This window comes from Flavobacterium fluviatile (genome assembly GCF_010645065.1).
GTDB classification, from domain to species: domain Bacteria; phylum Bacteroidota; class Bacteroidia; order Flavobacteriales; family Flavobacteriaceae; genus Flavobacterium; species Flavobacterium fluviatile.
The window spans coordinates 41,532-66,495 of record NZ_JAADZW010000008.1; the positions used below are offsets into that span (position 1 = coordinate 41,532).

The following is a 24,964-nucleotide window of genomic DNA, read 5'->3' on the forward strand; positions in this document are numbered from 1 at the left end:
TAAAAATTAAAATCTTTGCTACTCTGCGCCTTTGCGAGATTAAATTCACCAAGCTTTGCAGAGACGCACAGCAGTTCGCCTCTACAAAACCTTTGTCACTTTGTTACTTTGAACCTCTGTACCTAATCAATTAATAATTGCGTAACAACCGCTGGGTTCATAGCCCATTGCGCTGTGTAAACCTCATCAGCGATTTCATTTTTGATAATCGTTAAACCCTGAGCTTCAGCTTTTAGTTGCAATAAATTACCAATATTCAATTTGCTGTTTAGTTTTGACAATAACGCCTGAACGCCTTTGAAGTCCAATCCGCCTACAACCTGACCTCCGAAAGTCATCTCTAACCAAACGATTTCTCTTTTGGCTACATCCAACACTCCAAAAACCAAACCTTTGGCAACATTTTGCGTCACACGGACCTGATAATCTACACACGACGGATCGTATGCAACACCTGTTCGTTCCGAAATTTTCATCGGATATTTGCTGTTCATCCACCCTACAACCAAATTTGGCGTAATACTTCCGTTGCTGTACGCATTGCAGGTAAAAGTTACAAATTTTGCTTTGGCTTTTGCCAATTGATCGATGTTAATATTGATGTATTCAGCAGTTCCAACTTTACTCGGAATACTTCTGATATCACCGCTATGCTGACAACCTGTAGTTGTTAATCGGCTGTAAGAACAAAAATCTGAACGGTCATCGTATGCTATCTGACAACTCAAATCCATATCTAAATGTTGCATTGGCAAATCCTTACCCCATTGCATAAACAATCGCACTTCGTTACCTTCAACCGGGAAACGTGTTCCCATTAAAGCAACCGGTAAATCCTGAATTGTCTCGCTTCGATCTCCTATAGCAACCGGCACATTAAACAATTGCGGATCGATATACATTGTTTTATTTGGATTTGAAACCGACTCAAATCGTTTTTTCATCGCCAAAATAGTTAAGTCTTCGCTTTGAATTTTCATTGTTTCCAACTGAGCATCATCGTACAACTTCAACAACGGATTTGATCCCACACGTTTGTTAGTTCCGCCCAAAGGCTTCACGCTTCTCTGCATGTTGACATCAAAGTAATTTTGGGCATACATGTTTAATGTAAATACCAGTCTTGCCGGAACCTTATCGATAACTTCTTCAAAATGAGCGATTGTTTCTTTCGCACCAAACCAAAGCATATTCGAAAATAACGAACGAGCAAACAATCCCGGGCGCTGTTTTAATAAGGCAAATGTTTTATCGGCATCAAATTTCAATCTTGACGAATTCACTTTGCTTTGCCAGACATCGTACACCTGGTTGTAGAATACATCCATCAAAAAATTCAATTTCTCAAATCCTTTTCTTTTACTATATTCCGCCAAACGCAACGCCCGGATAAAACGAACCCACATTCCTCTTTTTGGATGCATGATTTCGCACATTGTTTCTACATCCATTTCCATATTATTCAACCAATTTGCCACCATCAAACATTCTTTTCGGGAATATTTTAGTTTCAAATCTTTTTGAGATGCAATTCTAGTTTGTACGCTTGTATCCAATGAAATATGAAAATGCTGACCGTTTTTAGCCGCTCTTTTGATAATCGTTTTTGGCTCAATAATCTGAAGCATTCCTGTATTTTTATACCACAAATATCGTAAGATATCTGTTGGCGTTTTCAAAAACTGAGAAGCGTCTTCTTCTTTACCATTTTCGATCAAAAGATCAATCACCAGCATTAAAGTTTCCTTCATTGCAACTTCTATTTTTGGTAAAGGCAAATATTGCATCGCTATTTTTAAACTATCTGCCTGAGTAGCGTCTAAAGCGGTTTTTGACTGCAATAACGAAATATAGAAATTCTCTAAATCTTTTTCATTCCATAATTCAAGGACTTTCAATTTGCTTCCCTGACCGATTTTTTCCAGTTTTCCAAATTCAAACGGAGTACCGCAGAAAGGGCACCCATTATATTTTTCTAATGGAAAAGTGTTATCCGGAATTGTATGTCCGCATTGTAAAGTTGTTCCGTTTTTAGTTTGGAAAACATTTCCAAAAAACGTCATGATATGATCGATAACAGATTCATTTGTTGGAATATTCCATTCTTTTACCAGTGGCGTCCAGTTTTTATCGGTTCCTAAAATTGCTTTCAAAACTTCTAAAACCTCAACTTTATAATTTGGGTTGACATTATTTAAAGCATGCAATAATGATTCAGAAAATGTAAATCCAAGCTTTGAAACATTAGCTAACAAAACTGAGGTTGTTCCTGATAAATTCTTAACGTCATTCGTAATCATTTCTGACGGAATGAAAATACCGTTCTGACGCAAACTGATTTTTAATAATCCTGTTGTTTTCATTTTTTTTAATTTTTAAAATTTAGATAATGGTGTTTCTGAGTTCTACCTAAAAGATTTTTGAAGTAAGAAACACTTGACCTGAAATTGGAGTGTAATGAGTTAACTAAGCTAAAATGGAGCGGGCTACCGCGAAAGAAGTAAGTTAATCTTGACCCTCTTTTTTATTAATGATGTTTTTAAAACTATATTTCGGACTCGAACCTAAAGTAGCCGTGTTCTGAAGTAAGTTTTAATTGACCTTTAATTGTGAAGCAGATGGGATTCGAACCCACGACCCGGACATTAGAAGTGTACGAAGTAAGTTTTAATTGACCTTTGAAGGATAATTTCAAAACTACCTGCTCTAACCGCTGAGCTACTGCTTCCTTTAAAAGTTTAATAAAAGGTAATGATCTAAGTATGACTTTAAATGGTTTCGTGAAGTAACTTAAACTTGACCTGTTTATTCTTTTTTATTTGTATGAACGTTTGTTTTTTATTTCTCAACAAAGATTTTAAAACTATTACGCAGTTATTTTGCGTAGTAAAAATTATAATAGTAGTTCTTTATAAATATTACTTATTTTGCCCTTAACAATTACTTTGTTTAAATCAAATTCTATATAATGGCTCAGCCAACAATCTGAAATTTCTGTAGCAACTTCATTTCCGCAAAGGCATACTTTATTTAAGCTATTAAAACTTGAACTTCCACAACATCCTGTAAATCTCGTTTTATCAGAATGATTTTTTAAGTTATAATTATCAATCGCAACCATAATAGATTTTTTGTTACCTTGTTCATTAATGACAAGAGAAAAATTACTTTTTGGCATAATATCCATATTCTCCTCCCAGCATAAATTCATTTCAGGAATTTCATATAATTCCTGAGTCAGCTCTATTTTGCATTCTCTACAATAAATTTTAATAGTTCTCATAATTGTTTCGTTTTAACATGACAAAGATTTCAAAACCACTACGCAATTATTTTGCGCAGTAAAAAAAGAATTTTAAATTTGAGTAAAAAACAAGATGAATCTACAGGAAATTTATTCTGATTTACTCTCAAAAATTGGCTTTTCAGCAAATGAAATCCAGAAAAACTGGATCAATTTAGAAAAATCATACTCCAAGAAATCAAGACATTATCATAATCTAACACATTTAAAAGAAATGATTGAGTGTTTTGAAACCTATCGTGATCGACTTCAAAATCCAAACGAAATATTATTCTCTATTTTTTATCATGATTTTGTGTATTCGGCTTCAAAAAAAGATAATGAATTGAAAAGTGCTGAATATGCTTTGTCGGTTTTACCTGAAAATGTCAATCTAAATAAACAATTGGTTTTTGATGCAATCTGTGCGACACAGCTTCATGCGTACAATATAAACGAAGATATTAACTGGCTAATAGATTTTGATTTGAAAATTTTAGCGAAAGACTGGGAAGATTATAAAACCTATTTTGAGCAAATCAGAAAAGAATATCGCATTTATCCCGATTTTTTATACAAACCCGGACGAGCAAAAGCTTTGAAACATTTTCTGGAAAATGAATTTATTTTTCAAACGAATGAGTTTAGGAATTTATATGATGAGAAAGCCAGGCGAAACATTGAAAAAGAGATTTCATTATTAACATAAAGCATATCTGTAGAGACGCACTGAAGTGCGTCTAACGTATTGTGGATATTCGTTGCGTAGACGCACTGCAGTGCGTCTCTACAATACAAAACCAACAAACAAAACTCTTATGTCACAAAACAAAAACGCCTTAATACGCTACAAAACAATTGACAAATGTCTGCAGAATAAATACAGGCAATGGACATTGGAGGACTTAATCGAATGCTGTTCACAGGCTTTAGAAGAATATGAGGGTCGTAAAATTCCGATCAGCAAACGAACCATTCAAATGGATATTCAGCTAATGCGAAGTGAAAAACTGGGTTATAATGCGCCAATCGTGGTTTACGATAAAAAGTATTATAAATATGAAGACGAAGATTTTTCGATAACTGATATTCCTCTTACAGAAACCGACATGAATGTTTTGACCGAAACGGTTTCGATGCTGAAGCAGTTTAAAGATTTCTCTTTATTTAATGATGTATCGGATATTTTACAGCGATTGGAAGATAAAATCTATTCTGAAAAATCGCATACCAAACCGGTTATTTATCTGGACAAAAACGAAAATCTAAAGGGCTTACATTATTTAGATGAAATATATCAGGCGATTATCAAGAAAATGGTACTGATTATTACGTACAAATCTTTTAAATCGAGAGAAGAAACCAAATTTCATTTTCATCCTTTTATATTGAAGGAATTCAATAATCGATGGTTTTTAGTTGGGAAGAAGAAAAAATCACAGGCTATTACCAATTTAGCTCTGGACAGAATCATCTCGATTGATTACGATTTTAATCTTCTATATTTGGAAGAAGATTTTGATGCCGAATCCTATTATAAAAATGTAATTGGGGTTACAGTCAATTCGGGTTTGCAACCGAGACGAATCGAACTTTGGATTGACGCTGATAATGCACCGTATGTCCTGACCAAGCCTTTGCATCCAACTCAAAGGCTCATTCTGGAAAATGAGGATAAAAGTATTATTATTCATCTGTTTGTTATTCCGAATTATGAAATGGAGCGTCTGCTATTGGGATTCGGCTGTGGAATCGAAATTTTGCGTCCTGAAGGTTTTAGAAAACGAATGAAGGAAACACTGCAAAAAGCGCTGGCAAAATATGATGCACCGGATTCAGCAAAATGAAAAAGATTTATTTACAAAACAACATTTCTTTACTCCATTTTATTATAATGCTACTTTTTAAAGCAGTAATTCTTTAAAACATAAAAAAAGAATAGTATATTTCAATTAAAAAGAATTGCTTTAGCCCCCATAATTTCAAAGACATTTTCTAATTAACCTAAAATTTATGAAAAAATAATATGCATGCATAGTATTTTTTCATTATATTTGAAATCGATATAGTTATTTATGAAAGATAAAACGATAGATTACATTTTAAGAGCAACATGGCAGGCTGTATCCAGAATGTATAATGAAGAAGCTGCAAAATACGATGCTACAATGGCAACGGGATTTGCTCTGTTGAGTATTGACAAGGAAGAAGGAACTCCATCGACCGCTTTAGGACCAAGAATGGGTATGGAAGCCACGAGCCTGACACGAACATTAAAATCAATGGAAGACAAAGGTTTGATTGTTCGCAAGAAAAATCCAAGTGACGGAAGAGGCGTATTGATTTACCTGACCGAATTTGGAAAAGAAAAAAGAGAATTATCTAAAAATACTGTTCTGAAATTTAATGAGACGGTTAGAAAACATGTTTCAGACGAAAAACTGAATCATTTTATCGAAGTTTCTGAAATCATCAACGAATTAATTCAGGATAAAAACATATTTAATCACACGAGTGCCAGCGAACTGGCGAAGCAAACAGAAAATATAGAAGAATAATCATAAGAGATTCTAATTCTCATACAAACAAAACAAATATGAAATCGCCAACCTTAAAGTATTTTCTAATTAATAAAAAGGCGGTAACATATTTGACCAATAGAAAAAAAATTAACAAATATGAAACGCACAATTAAAAAAGTTGCTGTAATTGGATCCGGAATCATGGGTTCAGGTATAGCTTGTCATTTTGCCAACATTGGTGTTGAAGTTTTACTGCTTGACATCGTTCCGCGCGAGTTGACAGAAGCTGAAGCTAAAAAAGGATTAACGCTTGAAAGCAAGGCCGTTCGCAACAGTTTGGTAAATGACCATTTGGCGAACTCATTAAAATCGAAACCGTCTCCTATTTACAGTCAGAAATTCGCTAGCCGAATCACAACTGGAAATACGACAGACGATATGGCTAAAATTGCTAATGTGGACTGGATTATTGAGGTGGTAGTAGAGCGTTTGGATGTTAAGAAATTAGTATTCGAACAAATCGACAAATTCCGTAAACCGGGAACTTTGGTTACTTCTAATACTTCTGGTATTCCAATTCACTTTATGAGTGAAGGAAGAAGCGAAGATTTCCAACAACACTTCTGCGGAACTCACTTTTTTAACCCTGCGCGTTACTTAAAATTATTTGAAATTATTCCTGGTCCAAAAACTTCAAAAGAAGTATTGGATTTCTTAAACGAATACGGATCTAAATTCTTAGGAAAAACTTCGGTTGTTGCCAAAGATACTCCGGCATTTATTGGAAACAGAATTGGGATTTACGGAATCCAGAGTTTATTCCATTTAGTTAAAGAAATGGGATTAACGATTGAAGAAGTGGATAAATTGACCGGACCGGTTATTGGCCGCCCAAAATCGGCTACTTTCCGTACGGTTGACGTTGTTGGTTTGGATACATTGGTACACGTTGCCAATGGTATTTACGAAAACTGCCCGAAGGACGAGCAACACGAATTGTTCAAACTTCCTGAATTTGTCAACAAAATGATGGAAAACAAATGGCTTGGTTCTAAAACCGGACAAGGTTTCTACAAAAAAGTAGATAAAGACATTCTTTCTCTTGACTTAGATACATTAGTATATCGGGCTGCCAAAAAAGCAAATTTTGCGACTTTAGAATTAACTAAAACCATCGACAAACCTATTGATCGTTTTAAAGTTCTAGTAAAAGGAACAGACAAAGCGGGAGAATTCTACCGTAAGAGTTTCGCCGGAATGTTTGCTTACGTTTCAAACAGAATTCCTGAAATCTCAGACGAATTATATAAAATTGACGATGCTATGAAAGCTGGTTTTGGATGGGAAAATGGTCCATTCGAAATCTGGGATGCTATTGGTGTTGCAAAAGGAATCGAAATCATGAAAGCAGAAGGTTTAGAGCCTGCTGCATGGGTAAATGAAATGCTGGCTTCCGGAAGCGAAAGTTTCTATTCTGTAAAAGAGGGAGCAACTTATTTCTATGATATTCCAACAAAATCGCAAGTAAAAGTTCCTGGACAAGATTCATTTATTATCCTAAACAACATTCGCGAAAGCAAAAAAGTTTGGAGCAACAGCGGCGCTATTATTCAGGATTTAGGAGACGGAATCTTAAACTTAGAATTCCAGTCTAAAATGAATACCATTGGTGGGGATGTGCTTCAGGCTATCAATAAAGCAATCGACTTATCTGAAAAAGAATATCAAGGGTTAGTTATCGGAAACCAGGCAGCGAATTTCTCTGTTGGAGCTAATATCGGAATGATTTTTATGATGGCAGTTGAGCAGGAATACGACGAATTGAATATGGCAATTAAATTGTTCCAGGATACCATGATGCGTGTTCGTTACTCTTCTATTCCGGTTGTAGTGGCGCCTCACGGAATGACTTTTGGTGGTGGATGCGAAATGAGCTTACATGCTGATAAAGTGGTTGCTGCTGCAGAAACCTATATGGGATTAGTTGAATTTGGTGTTGGAGTTATCCCAGGTGGTGGGGGTTCTAAAGAAATGACTTTAAGAGCTTCAGATTTATTCCGCAAAAATGATGTGGAATTGAACGTTCTTCAGGAGTATTTCTTAACAATCGCTATGGCAAAAGTTTCGACTTCTGGCTATGAAGCTTTTGATACAGGACTTCTTCAGCATGGTAAAGATATTATCGTAGTAAACAAAGACCGTCAGATTGCCGAAGCTAAAAAACACGCCATACTAATGGCAGAAGCAGGTTACACACAGCCAATCAGAAGAAGCGATATTAAAGTGTTAGGAAAACAAGCTCTTGGTATGTTCTTAGTAGGAACAGACCAAATGGAAGCTGGAAAATACATCTCAGAACACGATAAGAAAATCGCCAACAAACTGGCTTACGTAATGGCTGGTGGTGATTTATCTGAAGCAACTTTAGTATCTGAACAATATTTACTTGACTTAGAACGTGAAGCTTTCCTGAGTTTATCTACAGAGCGTAAGACTTTGGAGAGAATTCAATACATGTTGACCAAAGGTAAACCGCTGAGAAACTAATTATGGAAATCAATAATCCAAATCTTTTACTTTCTGTTAAAGAGATTATTATTCAATCTCGTCAACAAGTTTATAAGATGGTAAATTCAGTTTTACTGGAAACCTATTGGAACATTGGACGATTAATTATTGAACATGAGCAAAACGGAAATGCAAAAGCGGTTTACGGAAAAGCGACTTTGAAAAACTTATCAAAAGAACTGACTTTTGAATTTGGAAAAGGTTTTGATTATACAAACCTAACCAATATGAGGAACTTTTATTTGGCTTTTCCAATTCTTGACGCACTGCGTCAAGAATTGAGCTGGACGCATTATAGACTGCTTTCAAGAATCGATTCTGAAGAAAAGAAAATGTATTATTTAAACGAAAGTGTTACTGGAAATTGGAACAGCAGGACTTTACAAAGACAAATTAATACTTTAAGTTTTGACAGAGTTTTAAAGAATAGTAACGAGGTTTCAGAGAAAATAAATATTCAAAATATAATCAAAGACCCCTATATTTTTGAGTTTTTAGGGTTAGAAAATAATATTAAGAATACTGAAAACAAAATTGAGTCTTCAATTTTAGAACACATTCAGAAGTTTCTATTAGAATTTGGAAAAGGTTTTGCTTTTGTTGCAAGACAACAGCATATTGTTACTGATACTTCAGATTTTTATATTGATTTGGTATTCTACAATTATATACTAAAATGTTTTGTAATTATTGATTTAAAAACAACAGAGCTATCGCATCAGGATATCGGACAAATTGATATGTACGTTAGAATGTACGATGACTTAAAAAAATCTGATGATGATAACCCAACAATTGGATTACTATTATGTACCGAAAAAGATGAAACTATCGTAAAGTATTCCGTTTTGAATGATAAAAACAATCTTTTTGCTTCAAAATATGTTTTGTATTTACCTAAAGAAGAAGAATTAAAACAACTTATTGACCAAGACAGGGTTCAATTTGAACTTGATAACATAAAAAATAAAAACGATGAATAAAACAGCATATATAGTAAAAGCATACAGAACAGCAGTTGGAAAAGCACCAAAAGGAGTTTTTAGATTTAAAAGACCGGATGAATTAGCTGCTGAAACCATTCAGTTTATGATGGATGAACTGCCTGATTTTGACAAAAAACGTATCGATGACGTTATGGTAGGAAATGCTATGCCGGAAGCAGAACAAGGTCTTAACGTTGGTCGTTTGATCTCTTTAATGGGATTAAAAGTAGAAGATGTTCCCGGAGTTACAGTAAACCGTTACTGCGCATCCGGATTAGAAACTATCGGAATGGCAACTGCTAAAATCCAGTCTGGAATGGCCGATTGTATCATTGCGGGTGGTGCAGAAAGTATGAGTTATATTCCGATGGGAGGTTACAAACCAACTCCGGATTATAAAGTGGCAGCTGCAGGTCACGAAGATTATTACTGGGGAATGGGTTTAACTGCCGAAGCGGTTGCTAAACAATACAATGTTTCCAGAGAAGATCAGGATGAGTTTGCTTACAACTCTCACATGAAAGCTTTGAAAGCGCAGGCTGACGGAAAATTCGACAAACAAATCGTTCCAATTACTGTTGAGCAGACTTTTATCAACGAAAACGGCAAAAAAGAAACGAAATCATACGTTGTTAATAAAGACGAAGGACCAAGAGCCGGAACTTCTAAAGAAGCTTTAGCAGGTTTAAAACCGGTTTTTGCTGCTGACGGAAGTGTAACTGCCGGTAACTCATCACAAATGAGTGACGGCGCTGCTTTTGTTTTAATCATGAGTGAGGACATGGTTAAAGAATTAAACCTTGAGCCAATTGCCAGATTAGTAAACTTTGCTTCTTCTGGCGTTGAACCAAGAATCATGGGTATCGGACCAGTTAAGGCGATTCCGAAAGCGTTAAAACAAGCAGGATTGACTTTAAATGATATTGATTTAGTGGAATTAAACGAGGCATTTGCTTCTCAGTCTTTAGCAGTTATTCGCGAAGTAGGCTTAAATCCTGATATCGTAAACGTAAACGGTGGTGCAATTGCATTGGGACACCCTCTGGGATGTACAGGTGCTAAACTATCTGTTCAGTTATTTGATGAGATGAAACGCAGAGGTAATAAGTACGGAATCGTTTCTATGTGTGTGGGTACCGGGCAAGGTTCTGCAGGGGTTTACGAGGTGTTATAAAGAAAGTATTCTCTCCTATTTGTCATTTCGACGAAGGAGAAATCGCACTCGGGAATCGACAAAGATTGGCACATTACGTTGCGGAGCTTCTAGTGTGATTTCTCCTTCGTCGAAATGACAAGATTGAGCATAAATAAAAAATAAAAAAATATAATCATGGCAGATACAATCGAAAAAAACGTGACTCGTGGTGGTCAGTTTTTAGTTAAAGAAACAAAATGCGAGGATATCTTTACTCCGGAAGATTTCTCAGAAGAGCAGTTAATGATGCGTGACTCTGTAAAAGAGTTCGTTGACAAAGAATTATGGGCGCATAAAGATCGTTTTGAGAAAAAAGATTACGCATACACAGAAGCTTCTATGCGCAAAGCCGGTGAACTTGGACTTCTTGGAGTTGCAGTTCCGGAAGAATACGGCGGATTAGGAATGGGATTTGTTTCTACCATGTTGGTTTGCGACTACATTTCCGGAGCAACGGGTTCATTCTCTACTGCTTTTGGTGCGCATACAGGAATTGGAACGATGCCAATTACCCTTTACGGTACCGAAGAACAAAAACAAAAATACGTTCCAAAATTAGCTTCCGGAGAATGGTTTGGTGCTTACTGTTTAACTGAACCAGGCGCAGGATCTGACGCTAATTCAGGAAAAACAAAAGCGGTTTTATCTGAAGATGGAAAATACTACTCTATCACAGGACAAAAAATGTGGATTTCGAATGCAGGTTTCTGCAGCGTTTTCATTGTTTTTGCCCGTATTGGAGATGATAAAAATATTACAGGTTTCATCGTAGAAAACGATCCAGCAAACGGAATTTCTATGAATGAAGAAGAGCATAAATTAGGAATCCGTGCTTCTTCTACTCGTCAGGTTTTCTTTAACGAAACAAAAGTTCCGGTTGAAAACATGTTGTCTGAAAGAGGAAACGGTTTTAAAATCGCTATGAACGCGTTAAACGTTGGACGTATTAAATTAGCTGCAGCTTGTTTAGATGCTCAAAGAAGGGTTACTTCCGGAGCTGTAAAATATGCTAACGAAAGAATTCAGTTCAATACTCCTATTGCAACTTTTGGTGCTATCCGTTCTAAATTAGCTGAAATGGCAACTAATGCTTACGCGGGAGAAAGTGCTTCTTACCGTGCTGCAAAAGACATCGAAGACAGAATCGCTGCCCGTGAAGCGGAAGGAACTTCTCACCAGGAAGCAGAGTTGAAAGGTGTTGAAGAATATGCTATCGAGTGTTCTATCCTGAAAGTTGCGGTTTCAGAAGACGTTCAAAACTGTTCTGATGAAGGTATTCAGGTTTTCGGTGGAATGGGATTCTCAGAAGATACTCCAATGGAAAGTGCCTGGAGAGATGCCCGTATCGCTCGTATCTACGAAGGAACAAACGAAATCAACAGAATGCTTTCTGTAGGGATGCTGATCAAAAAAGCAATGAAAGGACACGTTGATTTACTTGGACCAGCAATGAAAGTTCAGGAAGAATTAATGGGAATTCCGTCTTTTGATACGCCTGATTTCTCTGAATTATTCTCTGAAGAAAAAGTAATGGTGGCTAACCTGAAAAAAGTTTTCTTAATGGTTGCCGGAAGTGCTGTTCAAAAATACGGCCCTGAATTAGATTCTCACCAGCAATTATTAATGGCTGCTGCCGATATCTTAATCGAAATCTACATGGCTGAAAGTACTATCCTGAGAACTGAGAAATTAGCAAAAGCTCAAGGCGAAGATAAAGTGCAAGAGCAAATTGCTATGGCAAAATTATACTTGTACAAAGCAGTTGACATTGTAAACTTAAGAGGAAAAGAAGGAATTGCTTCATTCTCTGAAGGAGACGAACAACGAATGATGTTAATGGGATTGAAACGTTTCACTAAATATACGAACCTGCCAAATGTTGTGGCATTGAGAGAAAAAATTGCAGAAAAATTAGTAGCCGAAAATTCATATTGCTTCTAATTCAAAGATAGTTTTTTAGCTTTTAATTTGTTAAAGCCGCATTTGTCCCGAAACAAATGCGGCTTTTTTAATTATAATATTATTTTAAAAAGCATATTGTTTTAGAACATGATAGAATGGTTAATTCTCTTTGAAAATATATAAAAAAACAAATCAATTTCTGTCGCTTTTGTTTTTAATGATTCGTTTTGTGTTTTACTGTTGTGGGCACGGATTGCAAATCTGCGTTATTGGGAAACTTTGCTTATAAAATATTGTTTTGGATTTTGTTCACGAACGCGACGCTCGCGCCCAATGTCATTAAGTTAACGTCACTTCGAGTGATTTTTAATCATAATGCGATAGCTTTATCATTAAAAATTGTATCGAGAAGCTTTCTAATACTAAGGTTCTCGATACATTTTCTTTAAAAAAAACTATCGCATTTTTAAAGAAAACACTCGAACTGACGACAATATCCCTTAACTTAATGACATTGCGCTCGCGCCAGCAGGGGATAGTTTTATTTAACTCTCATCAATTTTGTTGGATTTTGTCTTGTGTCAAAAACATCGAAAATTTCAATTCTCTTTTCCTCTGAATTTATCCAATAAATAATTTTGTAATTTTTATAAACAAGATAGCGAAAACCTCTAGGATCTCTGTCCAATAATTCTTCTTCTTGTCCAATTATAGAATGCTTTTTTAGTTTTGCAGCTTCTTTTGTAATTCCAAGAACAATGTTTTTCGCAACATTTATACTAGCTTCCTCTTTGTAGTAATCAAATATATTTTTGAGCTCTTGTTTTGAAAAATCAGTCCAATAAATTTTCAACTCCATTTTTCTATTTCGGAAATTAAGTCATCATTCTCAGTTAATCTTCCTTTTTTAGAATCTTCAGTTGATTGGTCAATTCGTTTCTGAAACTCGTTCATAGTCATTGGTTTCAGTCCGGAACTCTTTTGAGTTTCTTTCTGTAATAGCTTTTCTAAATGAGAAATTGCCTTCTCACTTTCTAGTTTGAGAAAATCTTTAATGAAGTTTAATTTTCGAGTTTGCAAGTCCATTTCTTTCTTTTTTTCAAAATTACGAATAAACTTTAAATGTTCATTCTCTGTCGGCAGATTTTCCAAAAGCTTGTCACGTTCTGATGCTACAAGCGGTTTTCGGGTTACGAAGCAGAGTATTTTCTGCTAAACGAAAATAGTGTTTAAAAACGATAATTCCACTAAATCCCTTTGCTGGCGCGAGCATCTTGCTCGTGTTATTTTCGCATTTATTATACCATCTGGAAACTTTGCTTAAAAATATTGTTTTGGATTGTGTTCACGAGCGGGGGATTTTTCGTTTTATGTTTTTAGTTATATAATTTCTACACTTTCCATTTCTAATATTCTATTGCGACAATATTTTTCAATTTCGAATGCATAAATAATGTCTCCAATGTTTATTTTCGTGTTAGACAATACTTTTTATGATTAAGGATGATATAAACTCCGGTTTTCAATTTGAATATTATATTGCCACTATTTTTATTTCCAAAAACTTCAATATCATTAGTAAAGGATTTCCACGGATGAAGTTGTATTTTACCCCATCGATAACAGATTAATTTACTTTGAGTTCCAATAAAATAGCTTCCTGATTTAAATAAACCAAAAAAACCAAGTAAAAGACAAATAATCCCAGGAGATATAAAAAAACTAAAATAGACAAATAAAATCTTTAAGGGCGATAAATCATTAGGACAGACTTTTGTTGGAATTCCGTCAATTGAAAGTGTGGTACACTGTCCATAAAACAATTTCCAAACGAACCCTGAAAATATTAAACATATTACTAAACCCCAAAATATGCCAAAATAAATTACAGAAAGACAATTTTTAGTTGGCTGTTCTTTTTTGGCTTTTACAAAAAATTCTATTTTTCGCTTCCAACGGCTTCTTTCAGAATATCAGGAATTTTAATATTTTCTATCATCTTTTAATTAAAATATTTTCTGTGTAAGTTCGGTTTCAACTGACCCCTAACGTTCGCTATTAGGCGCAGTTTGGGATTAAAAATGCGATTTATTTCCATTAAACAAAAATTTTGCAAATACAAAATCGACTTTCAATAGTCACCAAAACCCTAACTTGCGGTTACTAGCTGTTAGCGGTATTTTGTTTTAAAATAAACCACTATAAATTGTTGGATTGGTCAAAATATTTGCGACAATATTGGATAAAACATCTCCGCCAAATCCTTTAATTTTTTCAATTATTTTACTTTTTGTCTTTTCTGGCTCTTTTTCATAATCTTTCATTATTTCTTTTAAAGTTTTAAAATCTTTCCCTGTAATTTCATCTTTGATAGAATCAAGAAATATATTCAATGTCAATTGTTGCGAGACAGATTGAGTGTTAGTAATATTTATATTATTAGAACCTTTAGTTTCATTTGATTTTTCTGGTTCATTTGGAAGTAATTTGATAGCTTTTAAAATTCCCATCATTTTTCTATGATTTTCTGGGCTTAATTTTTTCGAAACTTCTTTTACTTCTTCTAAATCGCTCGAATGGTATGTTTTTACGAACCTTAAAACTGAAGATTGCCAATTTTGGTACTTTTCTTTGTCAGGAGTCGTGTAAACTGAATATGTTCTAATAACATTATGTCCTGCTGGAACAAAGCTTATTGTTTGAGTAAAAGTTTCTCCTTCAGCTATTAAATTGTCTAAAATTTCTATATTCATGTGGTTTATTCTAGGGTGCCAAAATTACCGCTAACTTCTCTATTACCGCATATTCCCTTCCTATTCTCATCCAAAATAGAATATTATACGCCAGAAGTAATAAAAACAATAGTACAAAAATTCAGTAGGTTTTACAAGGTGAATTATCCACAAAATAAACTTAGTTATTTACCAAATGGTTTGCTTGTCATACTCCTGCGATTCTATCCCTTAAACTGGCAGATCTTGTCATAACCCTACAATTGCTTCCCGAAAGTTGAGGGGACCTGTCGTAACCCTGTGATACTCTCCCGCAAACTGAGGGATCCGGTTTTACCCGTACAATTGCTTCCCTAATGTTGAAGGGAGCTGTTGTGGCTGTACAATTGTTTCCTCCCCTTTCATTTATCTAAATCTGCTTTCAGAATACATTGAAATATAAATAATTACCTTTTAAAATTTTATCTAAATTATTTAAAAAAAGAATATTGATAAGCCGCAGTCAGAGCATAATAATTAAGTCCGTTATTGGTATAGGCACCTACATGATATTGAAATCTGAGCGACTGTCCTTTTGCAATTGGCGTAGAAAAAGTAGCGCCAATCCTCCAATTATCAATTTCACTATCATCTGAGACTCCGTCTGTTATTGTTTTTCCTCCAAAAAACCAATTCGTATTAAAACCTAGCCACATACTATTTTTAAAGTAATAACTTGCATGTCCCTGCAAACTGTAAGTATGCTTCTGCTCCAGTTTTTTACCTAAAAAATCATTGTTATCTGTATAAAACCATATTCCTCCGTAAAGCTCTGCATATACTTGTGAAAAACGTTTAGAAACACCAATCTCAGGTTTAAAAGCCCAACGATTTGTACCTATATTGACTCGTTTGTCGCCATAATATTTCCCTGTTGGAATTGAGGTTACCAAACTCACCCCTAAAATTGTCTTTTGCTCATAGTTCCTAAATTCGGTTTTATCAAGAGCCGGAGATCCCAGCAAATTGATTCCAAACCTAACTTTTGTGTCACCAAAACCTGTCCTTGAACCTGTCGTAAGTGATCCGCTAATATTTGCCGATCCATCCATAAAAGAATATGGCAATGCAACCTGTACACGTGCCAGTTTGTTAGCTAAACCAAATGTTCTTACATAAGTGAATGCCAGATTATGGCTTTGAAGCTTAAAATCAGAAATAGGCAATGATGGCTCTGTCAATACATTTCCATCTATAAAAGCATATCCAATTGCAACCACATTTAATTTTTCAGGAACATTAGCATAAACTCTGGGCTCTAAGTCCTGACTATGAACAGAAATTACAAACAAAAAAGAGAATAATATAAAAAGATGCTTTTCTAATAAAGTACTAAATATTTTTTCCGGCATAAATTAGGGTTTTCAGGACAAATAATAAGCTACAGCCTCGTTTTATTCTTTGGTTTCTTCCGGTTTTGGTGCATGAATTTCACCATCATAAGAAATCGATGCCCTATTATTGCTGTTCACTGAAAGAGATGCTCCTCCATCAAAGAAAACAGATAAAAAGAGATTGTAAACATCATCTTTACCTTTGACAACTGCTTTTATATTATAGGACTTTTTCTTTTTTTCAATTTGGATATTTTCAGGAACACCTTCGAATTTTATACCTCCATCTCCTCCTCCGTATGGCACATTAAAGCCTCGTCCAAAAAAAGGCAGATCACAGGTAGTCTTGTCTTCGCTGAATTTCAAAAAATAGGTATTGTAATCTAAATTCAGCATCCTGCCTCCCTGAGGCATAACTTTCTGTGCTTCAAAAACAAAATTTTTAGAATTGATAAGTCCTTCAATTTCTTTTTGTTTCTGTAGTTCTCTTTCTGCTTTAAGCTCTTTTTTAGATTTCTCCTGTCCCAATAATGGAAAACTTGAAGAAAACAGTACTACTAAAAAAATGAATATTTTAGCTTTCATACATCAAATATTTACAGTTTAAGAAAAAAGTGCTTATTTTTTTGTAAATCGCATTGTTGCGATATCACCAGAAATAAGGTTTAAAGTTTTTCCGTCGTCAGTAACACTATAAGATGTCACTTTTGATAAAGTGCTCATAAAAACCTGCTCTCCCTGTCCGTACAGACACATCATTTTGGTTGCAGCCATAGGTTCTGTAAAATCAATTTTGTTATCTGTTACGTTAAGTTTTCCTGTATAAGAATTACAGCTGTTATTCCCTGAGACCAGATTTTCTTTAGTGTCAAAATTTATACTTGGCTTTTTATTTGGATAAAGACCATCAAAGGCAATTCTTGGTCCGGTAATGTAGTTTAATTCCCACGTGCCTTCCAGTTTAGAAACTGTATCTTTTTTTTTGCCTTTGAAAACATTACAGGAAATTAACAGAAAACCGCAAAATGTAAGTATATAAATATTCTTTAACATATCTTAAAAATTTAAATATTAATGAATTAGAAAAAATAAAAGCGGATATTTTTTATTAAATACCACTACTAATTTAAAGATTATTTTCGAGTTCACCTTCTAAAGTGAATTAAATTAAAACAAATAGTTTTAGATTTTTTTAACGTAAACAGTTAACGAATTTCATAGGTTTTAAGTTAAATTTACTTGAATTTTAATTTAAATGCCTCACTTATGAAAAAAATAATTGTTTCTTTCGCAATAATTGCAGCGTTAATAATTGGTTGTAAGACAAGTACCAAATCAAACGATGCAAAAAATTTAACAGTGACTTTAGAGCCAAAAAGCAATAGCACAGTTACCGGAACAGCAACTTTTACAGAGAAAAACGGTAAAGTCACTTTTACAGCAAAAATAGCCGGTTTACAGCCAGGAGTTCACGCTATACATATCCATGAAAAATCAGATTGTTCTGCTGCTGACGGAAGTTCTGCCGGAGGTCACTGGAACCCAACCTTCAAAAAACATGGAAAATGGGGAACTGGAGAATACCACAAAGGTGATATAGGGAATTTTACAGCAGATGCAAATGGCAACGGAACTATTACCCTGACAACAGACGAATGGGCTATTGGAGGTGATGACGAAACCAAAAATATCTTAGGAAAGGGATTGATTGTTCATCAGGGAGCTGACGATTTCACTACTCAGCCTACAGGAGATGCGGGAGGACGTGTTGCTTGTGCCGGAATTATCAAATAATCAAAAAACATAAAATCTCAATAACCACTATTTTCACAAAATTTAGTGGTTATTTCATTTAAAAAATAATCTTTCCATAAGAAAAAGATATAGCTTTGTACTCTCAAATTAAAGTTAATGATTAACCCATCGGCACCAGGCTGGATAGATAAGTTTTTTAGTGAACAAAAATTTTCAGAAGCAATTCCTTTTGAAACAGCTGACTCGTTTTACTATAAAGTAAGGGAAACCGGTTTTATTTACGGTCATATCATTTCCATTAATACACAAATTCCAATTCAGATAAAAGGCTGGTTTAAAACCGAGATTTCAAAAACAGCCTTATTAAATACCTTATACAATGTTTTCTGTCTGGAAAAGAAGAATTCTGAACCAGCTAATTTTCTGACAGAGGTTTTAAAATTTTATAAAGAAATGAGTCCCGAAGGATTCAATTTATTTAAAATACTGCTTCCAAAAGATACTCCTTCGCTTTCGCTGGAAAATATAATTGATCAAAGGGTACAAACCAATGACAGCATCATTAGCAAAAACTTCTCACATTTGGTAACCAATGCGCTGTTGTTTATTGATGTCCTTGCGTTTAGAAAATATTTGGAACAAGGAGAAATTCCTGAAAAATATCTTAAAAGAATTGAAGAAACTGTTTTGGGAATAGTTGGTTTGGCGTTAAAAACTAAAACCATAAAATCTCAGCATGATGATTTATTGATTAAACTTTTTGAAGCTTCTATACGATATTCGAAATTCTCAAAAGTTACCGTTGAAACTTTAGAAACCTTAAATCTAGATTATTTCAAAAACAAACTCGAGCAATATTATTTGATCGACATGGCCGGAATGGCTTTATGGAGTGACGGTATTGTTGAAAATGAAGAAGCCTACTTTTTATATTCGTTAGGTTCCATGATGAATGTCCCGGATGAATTTGTAACTAGTAGTATTACAACCACAAACACCTTTATAACAACGCATAAAAATAAAATACCGTATTTCAATTATTCAAATCCGGTAAAACATTTCTATGATCAGATGACCCACATGGTTGTACAACTGATTATTAGAAACAAAAACAGATTGGTTAAGGAAATTGTCCAAAGCAAAGAATTAATGGTGCTTTTAGCTTATTCTACGACAAGGGATCTGGACGCCAAAGAAAAGAAAAAAGTAAAAAAACAGCTTTTGGATATTTGCAAAACTATTCCGTCTCTTACGATCTTTTTACTTCCTGGAGGGAGTCTGCTATTGCCAATTTTAATAAAGTTCATACCAACGATGTTACCGTCAGCTTTCAATGAAAATCTTGACGAAAATGAATAAAAAAATCGCCCTTTTGAGGCGATTTTTGTTTTTATAAATTATTGAACTGGTAAACCTGATCCAGTTCTGAATTTGAACTGATGGTTACATTTAAATCTGTTACAAAACCTGAATTTAATCCGTAAACCCAGCCGTGAAGCATTAAGTCCTGACCACTTTTCCAGGCTCCCTGAACGATTGAAGTTTTAGCTAAGTTATATACCTGCTCTTTAGCATTGATTTCGACAAATGCATTAAAACGTGCATCTTCATCCTCAATAGAATTCAGATATTTATCATGTAGGCGGTACTCATCTTTAATATGACGCAGCCAGTTATCAATAATCCCTACAGACTGGTTACCCATTGCTGCTTTTACACCACCACATCCGTAGTGTCCACAAACAATAATATGTTTTATTTTCAAAACATTCACTGCATAATCCAGAACGCTTAACATATTCATATCAGAGTGAACAACCATATTAGCAATGTTTCTGTGTACAAAGACTTCTCCTGGTTTTGCGCCAACGATTTCGTTTGCCGGAACACGACTGTCAGAACATCCAATCCATAATAATGGTGGCTGTTGTCCTTTTGCCAAATCAGCAAAATAGTTAGGGTCTTTTGCTAATGAAGTTTCAACCCACTTTTTATTGTTTTCTAATAACTGCTTATAAAATTCTTTCATTTTTTTAATTTTTTTTGAATGGCATTTCCATGTAAAGTTATCTAAATTTTGATACTTCTCAAGTCATAGAAATACTTTTATTGATTTAATTTGTTTTAAAAATCTTCTTTGACTTCTTCTTTTTTAACTAAAACTCTTTTAGCCACATCATAATAATGCTCGATAGAAACATGGTTATTATTATCAGGTGTATTTTCTAACTCATACGCTTCTTTGAAACCTTTCAGTTTTACTTTGATATTTTCATCAATAGCGCGTGTTTCTTTAAATTCGCGAATCAGATCGAGGACATCGTGTGCAATATATTCAGTATCATGGGCATTTATAATTACTTTTGAATTTTCAGGAATATCATTCAACGTCTGTTTTATAGCTGCTTTATTCAAAAATGAAACTTCCTGAGCCAAATCGATGTGGATGATGTCGCCATCTTCATATTCTTCTTTTTTAAAGATATAAGCTCTTTTTAAGTTTCCTCGCAATACGAAAATAATACTAATGATGATTCCTAATGCTACACCTTTAAGTAAATCTGTAGCTACAACAAAGACTAAAGTGGCAATAAAAGGAATGAACTGATATTTTCCTTTTTTCCAAAAATGTATAAATGCTGCAGGTTTAGCCAGTTTATATCCCACTAAAATCAAAACCGTAGCCAATGTAGCCAAAGGAATTTTATTCAATATTGCCGGAATTGACAATACACTGATTAATAAAAGTACTCCATGAATAATAGCAGACATTTTAGATTTTGCACCCGCATTATTATTTGCAGACGATCTAACCACTACTGATGTCATTGGCAAACCTCCAATAAGAGAGCTTACCAGATTACCTACTCCCTGAGCTCTTAACTCGACGTTGGTATCGGTATAACGTTTCTGGACGTCCATTCTGTCTGTTGCTTCAATACATAACAATGTTTCGATTGAGGCAACAATTGCAATTGTAACTCCTACTACCCAAACCTGTGGATTAGAAACCGCTGCAAAATTTGGAGTAATCAGAATAGACTTAAAATCTTCAAAAGATTTTGGGACCGGTAATGAAACCAAATGTTCTTTTCCAATAGCTAATGAACTTCCTGTGGAAATAAAAATTTCGTTTAAAATTATTCCGAGTACAACGGCTACAAGAGCTCCCGGAATCAATTTTAATCTCTTTAAAAAAGGAACTCTATCCCATGAAATCAGTACAACCAGCGACACTAATGAAATTACGACAGCTCCTAACTGAATATGATTAACCACATCAAATAAAAAGGAGAAAGAGTTGCTCCCATCATTTTGAATAAAAGCCTGATCCCCCTCATAATCTGCATCATAACCAAAAGCATGAGGTATTTGTTTCAGGACTATAATAATACCAATACCCGCCAACATCCCTTCTATGACATTTGTTGGAAAATAATTTGAAATACTTCCTGCTTTTAAAAATCCTAATGCTAACTGAATTAATCCGGCAATAAAAACAGACATTAAAAACACGTCGAAAGCCCCAAAATCAGTTATAGCGGTTAAAACAATTGCTGTTAAACCAGCTGCGGGACCCGATACGCTAATATGTGACTGGCTCAAAGAACCTATCACAATACCTCCAATAACACCTGCAATAATTCCGGAAAACAACGGAGCACCTGAAGCCATTGCAATACCTAAACACAATGGAAGAGCCACCAGGAAAACCACTAAACCTGAAGCAAAATCAGACTTGAGGTTGGCAAAAAGATTAATTTTTTTTGACATAATACTAAAAAATTGATACGTTAAATTTACTGCATCCGCATGAATACAGTTTAGTCTGAACCGGAAGTATTAAACCAGGTTGGGCGGTGGTGCGAAAATGCTTGGAGAAATATTATCCAGTTTAACAATATTACCGGATAATATGATTTTTGACTCTGTAGAAACTGATAAAAGAAACTCATGAACAAAAGCATCTGTATAAACCGCAATTTTAACCTCTTTATGAGATTTCTCCTCTTCTGCAATATTTAGGTTTATAGCCGTATTATTACTCTTCTTAATTACCGCAACAACAGTTGGTGTAGCTAAAAAGGCGATAAATATAAATAATAATATACGAGCCAATTGTTTCATATAAACAAAAATACTCTTAAACCTGTAAATTCAAAGTCTTAATGGGAAAAATTTTATAGAATTTTAACATTTACAAAAAAGCTGAATAACCATTATCGGTTATCCAGCCTTTTAAACAACTAACTTTTTAGTGTTTTACATTTCTTTTTCCAGCCACGCATTCATCATCCAGATTGTTTTTTCCTGTTCTGAAATGAAGTCACTCATCATAGAATTGGTACCTTCATCATTGATTTCAGCTGACTGATTAAGAATATCTCTTTCAATTTTTAACAAATCGGATAATGAATTTACAATTAACTGAACTGCTTTCTCATCATTTGAAATATTCTTTCCAATCGTAAGTTTATTATTTTTAATATAATCTTCAAAAGTGTGTAATGGCGTTCCTCCAATTGTCAAAACCCTTTCTGCTATCATATCAATCTTTAATTGAGAATCTGTATATAATTCTTCAAATTTAACATGCAAATCAAAGAATCGCTTTCCCCGGATATTCCAGTGAATTCCTCTTAGATTCTGATAATAAACCTGGAAGTTGGCTAATAAAACATTAAGCTCTTTCACTAGTAATTCTGATTCTTTAACTGGTAATCCTAAAATATTTGTCTTCATATTATTCCATTTTATAGTATGTTTTTTACAAATTTAAAACAACTTATCCGAAAAAAAGATAGCTAAAAATTATATTTTCTTATTTTTGCATCACAAAATACTATCAAATGACAATTACTCAATTGCAATATGTTTTGGCAGTAGCTGAACATAAAAATTTCACATTAGCAGCAGAAAAATGTTTCGTTACTCAGCCAACGTTAAGTATGCAGATACAGAAAATTGAAGAAGAACTTAATATTTTAATTTTCGACAGAAGCAAAAAACCCATCCAGCTTACAGATATTGGTCATAAAATTGTAAATCAGGCTAAAAATATAGTAAATGAAGCAAACCGAATTCAGGATATTGTGGAACAGCAAAAAGGATTTATCGGAGGCGAGTTTCGTCTTGGAATAATTCCAACCATCATGCCTACGCTTTTACCGATGTTTTTAAATAATTTCATAAAGAAATATCCTAAAGTGAAGCTTTTAATTGAAGAATTAAATACAGATGAGATTATTGTAAAATTAAAAAACGGCCATTTGGACGCTGCTATTGCTGCAACCCCACTTGAGGACGAAAAAATCAAGGAAATTGTGTTGTACTTTGAACCTTTTGTAGCCTACATTCCTGAACATCATTCGAGTTTTCAAAAAGAAGAAATTGAAGTTTCTGATTTAAATATCAATGAAATTCTGCTTTTGCAGGATGGACATTGTTTTAGAGATGGTATCCTGAATTTATGCAAAAACGGAACTGATATTGACCAAAACAATTTTCAGATTCAGAGCGGTAGCTTCGAAACGCTCATAAAATTAGCAGACGAAGGCTTAGGTACAACACTGCTTCCGTATCTGCACACTATGGATTTAAAAGATTCAGACAAATTAAAACTTCGCAACTTCAAAGAGCCAAAACCAGCCCGAGAGGTGAGCTTAATTTATCCGAAAAGTGAACTCAAAATGCAGATTATTGACGCTTTAAGAAGCACTATTGCAGGTGTGGTAAAAGGGGCAATAGTTTTTCAGAATGTTCAGATCATAAGCCCTTTACAAAAAAAATAATCAGGTATTAAACATCTGTAGATTTTTTTTAAACTAAAAAAACGTATCCAAAAAGATATTCCGGATACGTTTTTTTGCTTTTAACAGAAGATAGATTAGCTTATTTAATTCCTTTCTTAAGTTTTGCAACAGAAGGGTCTTCCAAAAGCTTTATTTGATTAACCACTATTTGTGCGATTTCTGTTGCACCTTTTAATGAAAGATGTGTGTCATCAGCTTTTGCCTCTTTATAAAAAGAATTTTCTCCTTCTTTAAAATGCAAATGAAGTTGTTTCGATTTCTCAGGACCGTAAGACTGTTCCAATAGTTCTGTATAATATTCTAAATCTATAAACGGAACTTTGTATTCTTGTGCAACCAGTCTTGTTTCTAAAGGATAATCTCCGTGAGTACCAATTAACACACCTTTTTCATTGAAATTTCTTCTTGCAATTGAAGTCAGTAAAATTGGAATTGCTCCTTTTGCACGGCTTTCTGTTACAAAACGGATTAAATTATGTCTGTAGGCAGTATGCGGATTGGTATAACGCAGGGAATCCATATTTTTCTGGTCATTATGTCCAAACTCAATAAAAACATAATCGCCTTTTTTAAGCTTGTTATATACCGCATCCCATTGCTTTTCAGCGATGAAACTTCTGGTACTTCTTCCGTTTAGAGCTCTGTTATCGATAACGATATCATCTTTAAAAAATGATTGTAATACCTGTGCCCAGCCATGTTCCGGATTTTTATCAGGGTCTTTTTTGTTCGCCATTGTTGAATCTCCAATGGTATAAACTGTGGTTTTTTGTCCAAAACAAGTAGCTGAAATAAGCCACAAGATTAAAATATAATATTTCATTTTTTATTATTT

Annotated in this window: 23 protein-coding genes and 1 tRNA gene; 10 read left to right on the top strand and 14 right to left on the bottom strand. The window is 34.3% G+C overall.

Translation table 11 applies throughout. The features are described from left to right. Window positions 1-122: 122 nt before the first annotated feature. From GXM17_RS10420 to GXM17_RS10430, 3 genes are all read right to left on the bottom strand, one after another. Entirely contained in the window at window positions 123-2,363 is a 2,241-nt protein-coding gene (locus GXM17_RS10420) for a hypothetical protein (RefSeq protein ID WP_163399276.1), read from the bottom strand. Between the two features lie 247 nt (window positions 2,364-2,610). Further along, window positions 2,611-2,728 (bottom strand) — tRNA-OTHER (locus GXM17_RS10425). A 165-nt stretch (window positions 2,729-2,893) separates the two neighbouring features. Continuing rightward, window positions 2,894-3,283: a hypothetical protein gene (locus tag GXM17_RS10430; RefSeq protein WP_163399277.1), complete on the bottom strand. Its 390-nt coding sequence runs from the start codon at window positions 3,281-3,283 to the stop codon at window positions 2,894-2,896. 94 nt (window positions 3,284-3,377) lie between these two features. Here GXM17_RS10430 and GXM17_RS10435 point away from each other — a divergent pair, with 94 nt between their 5' ends. From GXM17_RS10435 to GXM17_RS10465, 7 genes are all read left to right on the top strand, one after another. After that, window positions 3,378-3,992 carry an HD domain-containing protein gene (locus GXM17_RS10435; protein ID WP_163399278.1) on the top strand — a complete coding sequence of 205 codons (615 nt, stop codon included), beginning with the start codon at window positions 3,378-3,380 and terminating at the stop codon, window positions 3,990-3,992. Window positions 3,993-4,101: 109 nt separating this feature from the next. Then, window positions 4,102-5,130, top strand: coding sequence for a helix-turn-helix transcriptional regulator (locus tag GXM17_RS10440; protein ID WP_163399279.1), 1,029 nt, complete (start codon window positions 4,102-4,104; stop codon window positions 5,128-5,130). A gap of 228 nt (window positions 5,131-5,358) precedes the next feature. Then, window positions 5,359-5,841, top strand: a complete 483-nt coding sequence (locus tag GXM17_RS10445) for a MarR family winged helix-turn-helix transcriptional regulator (RefSeq protein ID WP_163399280.1) — start codon at window positions 5,359-5,361, stop codon at window positions 5,839-5,841. Between the two features lie 120 nt (window positions 5,842-5,961). After that, window positions 5,962-8,352, top strand: coding sequence for a 3-hydroxyacyl-CoA dehydrogenase/enoyl-CoA hydratase family protein (locus tag GXM17_RS10450; RefSeq protein ID WP_163399281.1), 2,391 nt, complete (start codon window positions 5,962-5,964; stop codon window positions 8,350-8,352). Between the two features lie 2 nt (window positions 8,353-8,354). Further along, a complete protein-coding gene (locus GXM17_RS10455) occupies window positions 8,355-9,356 on the top strand; it encodes a PDDEXK nuclease domain-containing protein (protein ID WP_163399282.1) in 1,002 nt (333 codons plus the stop codon). After that, window positions 9,349-10,533: an acetyl-CoA C-acyltransferase gene (locus GXM17_RS10460; RefSeq protein WP_163399283.1), complete on the top strand. Its 1,185-nt coding sequence runs from the start codon at window positions 9,349-9,351 to the stop codon at window positions 10,531-10,533. Before GXM17_RS10455 ends, GXM17_RS10460 begins: the two co-directional genes overlap by 8 nt. Window positions 10,534-10,689: 156 nt before the next feature. Further along, a complete protein-coding gene (locus tag GXM17_RS10465) occupies window positions 10,690-12,495 on the top strand; it encodes an acyl-CoA dehydrogenase family protein (protein ID WP_163399284.1) in 1,806 nt (601 codons plus the stop codon). 502 nt (window positions 12,496-12,997) lie between these two features. On the opposite strand, the gene GXM17_RS10470 is transcribed toward GXM17_RS10465, so the two are convergent. The 6 genes from GXM17_RS10470 to GXM17_RS10495 all read right to left on the bottom strand — a co-directional run bounded on the left by GXM17_RS10470 (window position 12,998) and on the right by GXM17_RS10495 (window position 17,614). Beyond that, window positions 12,998-13,315: a type II toxin-antitoxin system RelE/ParE family toxin gene (locus GXM17_RS10470; protein ID WP_163399285.1), complete on the bottom strand. Its 318-nt coding sequence runs from the start codon at window positions 13,313-13,315 to the stop codon at window positions 12,998-13,000. After that, the gene (locus tag GXM17_RS10475; RefSeq protein ID WP_163399286.1) at window positions 13,306-13,542 is read right to left on the bottom strand and encodes a hypothetical protein; all 237 of its coding nucleotides are present in this window, start codon (window positions 13,540-13,542) and stop codon (window positions 13,306-13,308) included. The genes GXM17_RS10470 and GXM17_RS10475 overlap by 10 nt, the downstream gene beginning before the upstream one ends. 1,100 nt (window positions 13,543-14,642) lie before the next feature. Continuing rightward, window positions 14,643-15,209, bottom strand: coding sequence for a hypothetical protein (locus tag GXM17_RS10480; protein ID WP_163399287.1), 567 nt, complete (start codon window positions 15,207-15,209; stop codon window positions 14,643-14,645). A gap of 449 nt (window positions 15,210-15,658) precedes the next feature. Beyond that, complete coding sequence (locus GXM17_RS10485; RefSeq protein ID WP_208796434.1) at window positions 15,659-16,579, bottom strand: transporter; 921 nt, start codon at window positions 16,577-16,579, stop codon at window positions 15,659-15,661. A gap of 42 nt (window positions 16,580-16,621) precedes the next feature. Beyond that, window positions 16,622-17,146 (bottom strand): DUF4251 domain-containing protein, encoded by a 525-nt coding sequence (locus tag GXM17_RS10490; RefSeq protein ID WP_163399288.1) that lies wholly within the window; start codon window positions 17,144-17,146, stop codon window positions 16,622-16,624. A gap of 33 nt (window positions 17,147-17,179) precedes the next feature. Further along, window positions 17,180-17,614, bottom strand: coding sequence for an META domain-containing protein (locus GXM17_RS10495; RefSeq protein ID WP_163399289.1), 435 nt, complete (start codon window positions 17,612-17,614; stop codon window positions 17,180-17,182). A gap of 213 nt (window positions 17,615-17,827) precedes the next feature. Between GXM17_RS10495 and GXM17_RS10500 the strand changes: the two genes are divergently transcribed. Both GXM17_RS10500 and GXM17_RS10505 read left to right on the top strand, forming a co-directional pair. After that, window positions 17,828-18,355, top strand: coding sequence for a superoxide dismutase family protein (locus GXM17_RS10500; protein ID WP_163399290.1), 528 nt, complete (start codon window positions 17,828-17,830; stop codon window positions 18,353-18,355). 117 nt (window positions 18,356-18,472) lie between these two features. After that, window positions 18,473-19,675: an LETM1-related biofilm-associated protein gene (locus GXM17_RS10505; protein ID WP_163399291.1), complete on the top strand. Its 1,203-nt coding sequence runs from the start codon at window positions 18,473-18,475 to the stop codon at window positions 19,673-19,675. 31 nt (window positions 19,676-19,706) lie between these two features. On the opposite strand, the gene can is transcribed toward GXM17_RS10505, so the two are convergent. The 4 genes from can to GXM17_RS10525 all read right to left on the bottom strand — a co-directional run bounded on the left by can (window position 19,707) and on the right by GXM17_RS10525 (window position 23,059). Further along, on the bottom strand, window positions 19,707-20,345 hold the full coding sequence (can, locus tag GXM17_RS10510; RefSeq protein ID WP_163399292.1) for a carbonate dehydratase: 639 nt from the start codon (window positions 20,343-20,345) through the stop codon (window positions 19,707-19,709). A 95-nt stretch (window positions 20,346-20,440) separates the two neighbouring features. After that, window positions 20,441-22,090, bottom strand: coding sequence for a SulP family inorganic anion transporter (locus GXM17_RS10515; protein ID WP_163399293.1), 1,650 nt, complete (start codon window positions 22,088-22,090; stop codon window positions 20,441-20,443). 69 nt (window positions 22,091-22,159) lie between these two features. Beyond that, window positions 22,160-22,444 carry a hypothetical protein gene (locus GXM17_RS10520; RefSeq protein WP_163399294.1) on the bottom strand — a complete coding sequence of 95 codons (285 nt, stop codon included), beginning with the start codon at window positions 22,442-22,444 and terminating at the stop codon, window positions 22,160-22,162. A 135-nt stretch (window positions 22,445-22,579) separates the two neighbouring features. Next, complete coding sequence (locus GXM17_RS10525; protein WP_163399295.1) at window positions 22,580-23,059, bottom strand: Dps family protein; 480 nt, start codon at window positions 23,057-23,059, stop codon at window positions 22,580-22,582. Between the two features lie 107 nt (window positions 23,060-23,166). Here GXM17_RS10525 and GXM17_RS10530 point away from each other — a divergent pair, with 107 nt between their 5' ends. Further along, window positions 23,167-24,108, top strand: a complete 942-nt coding sequence (locus GXM17_RS10530) for a LysR substrate-binding domain-containing protein (RefSeq protein WP_163399296.1) — start codon at window positions 23,167-23,169, stop codon at window positions 24,106-24,108. A 100-nt stretch (window positions 24,109-24,208) separates the two neighbouring features. Here GXM17_RS10530 and GXM17_RS10535 read toward each other — a convergent pair whose 3' ends face one another. Continuing rightward, window positions 24,209-24,952, bottom strand: coding sequence for a rhamnogalacturonan acetylesterase (locus GXM17_RS10535; protein WP_163399297.1), 744 nt, complete (start codon window positions 24,950-24,952; stop codon window positions 24,209-24,211). Window positions 24,953-24,964 lie beyond the last annotated feature (12 nt).

Excerpts from the sequence above, each read along its gene's own strand:
- GXM17_RS10440 (WP_163399279.1), top strand. The coding sequence starts at position 4,102 with ATGTCACAAAACAAAAACGCCTTAATACGCTACAAAACAATTGACAAA.
- GXM17_RS10505 (WP_163399291.1), top strand. The coding sequence starts at position 18,473 with ATGATTAACCCATCGGCACCAGGCTGGATAGATAAGTTTTTTAGTGAA.
- GXM17_RS10515 (WP_163399293.1), bottom strand. The coding sequence starts at position 22,090 with ATGTCAAAAAAAATTAATCTTTTTGCCAACCTCAAGTCTGATTTTGCT.
- GXM17_RS10495 (WP_163399289.1), bottom strand. The coding sequence starts at position 17,614 with ATGTTAAAGAATATTTATATACTTACATTTTGCGGTTTTCTGTTAATT.
- GXM17_RS10455 (WP_163399282.1), top strand. The coding sequence starts at position 8,355 with ATGGAAATCAATAATCCAAATCTTTTACTTTCTGTTAAAGAGATTATT.
- GXM17_RS10525 (WP_163399295.1), bottom strand. The coding sequence starts at position 23,059 with ATGAAGACAAATATTTTAGGATTACCAGTTAAAGAATCAGAATTACTA.
- GXM17_RS10460 (WP_163399283.1), top strand. The coding sequence starts at position 9,349 with ATGAATAAAACAGCATATATAGTAAAAGCATACAGAACAGCAGTTGGA.
- GXM17_RS10520 (WP_163399294.1), bottom strand. The coding sequence starts at position 22,444 with ATGAAACAATTGGCTCGTATATTATTATTTATATTTATCGCCTTTTTA.
- GXM17_RS10445 (WP_163399280.1), top strand. The coding sequence starts at position 5,359 with ATGAAAGATAAAACGATAGATTACATTTTAAGAGCAACATGGCAGGCT.
- GXM17_RS10485 (WP_208796434.1), bottom strand. The coding sequence starts at position 16,579 with ATGCCGGAAAAAATATTTAGTACTTTATTAGAAAAGCATCTTTTTATA.
- GXM17_RS10450 (WP_163399281.1), top strand. The coding sequence starts at position 5,962 with ATGAAACGCACAATTAAAAAAGTTGCTGTAATTGGATCCGGAATCATG.
- GXM17_RS10435 (WP_163399278.1), top strand. The coding sequence starts at position 3,378 with ATGAATCTACAGGAAATTTATTCTGATTTACTCTCAAAAATTGGCTTT.
- GXM17_RS10480 (WP_163399287.1), bottom strand. The coding sequence starts at position 15,209 with ATGAATATAGAAATTTTAGACAATTTAATAGCTGAAGGAGAAACTTTT.
- GXM17_RS10420 (WP_163399276.1), bottom strand. The coding sequence starts at position 2,363 with ATGAAAACAACAGGATTATTAAAAATCAGTTTGCGTCAGAACGGTATT.
- GXM17_RS10475 (WP_163399286.1), bottom strand. The coding sequence starts at position 13,542 with ATGGACTTGCAAACTCGAAAATTAAACTTCATTAAAGATTTTCTCAAA.
- GXM17_RS10465 (WP_163399284.1), top strand. The coding sequence starts at position 10,690 with ATGGCAGATACAATCGAAAAAAACGTGACTCGTGGTGGTCAGTTTTTA.
- GXM17_RS10535 (WP_163399297.1), bottom strand. The coding sequence starts at position 24,952 with ATGAAATATTATATTTTAATCTTGTGGCTTATTTCAGCTACTTGTTTT.
- GXM17_RS10490 (WP_163399288.1), bottom strand. The coding sequence starts at position 17,146 with ATGAAAGCTAAAATATTCATTTTTTTAGTAGTACTGTTTTCTTCAAGT.
- can (WP_163399292.1), bottom strand. The coding sequence starts at position 20,345 with ATGAAAGAATTTTATAAGCAGTTATTAGAAAACAATAAAAAGTGGGTT.
- GXM17_RS10470 (WP_163399285.1), bottom strand. The coding sequence starts at position 13,315 with ATGGAGTTGAAAATTTATTGGACTGATTTTTCAAAACAAGAGCTCAAA.
- GXM17_RS10500 (WP_163399290.1), top strand. The coding sequence starts at position 17,828 with ATGAAAAAAATAATTGTTTCTTTCGCAATAATTGCAGCGTTAATAATT.
- GXM17_RS10530 (WP_163399296.1), top strand. The coding sequence starts at position 23,167 with ATGACAATTACTCAATTGCAATATGTTTTGGCAGTAGCTGAACATAAA.
- GXM17_RS10430 (WP_163399277.1), bottom strand. The coding sequence starts at position 3,283 with ATGAGAACTATTAAAATTTATTGTAGAGAATGCAAAATAGAGCTGACT.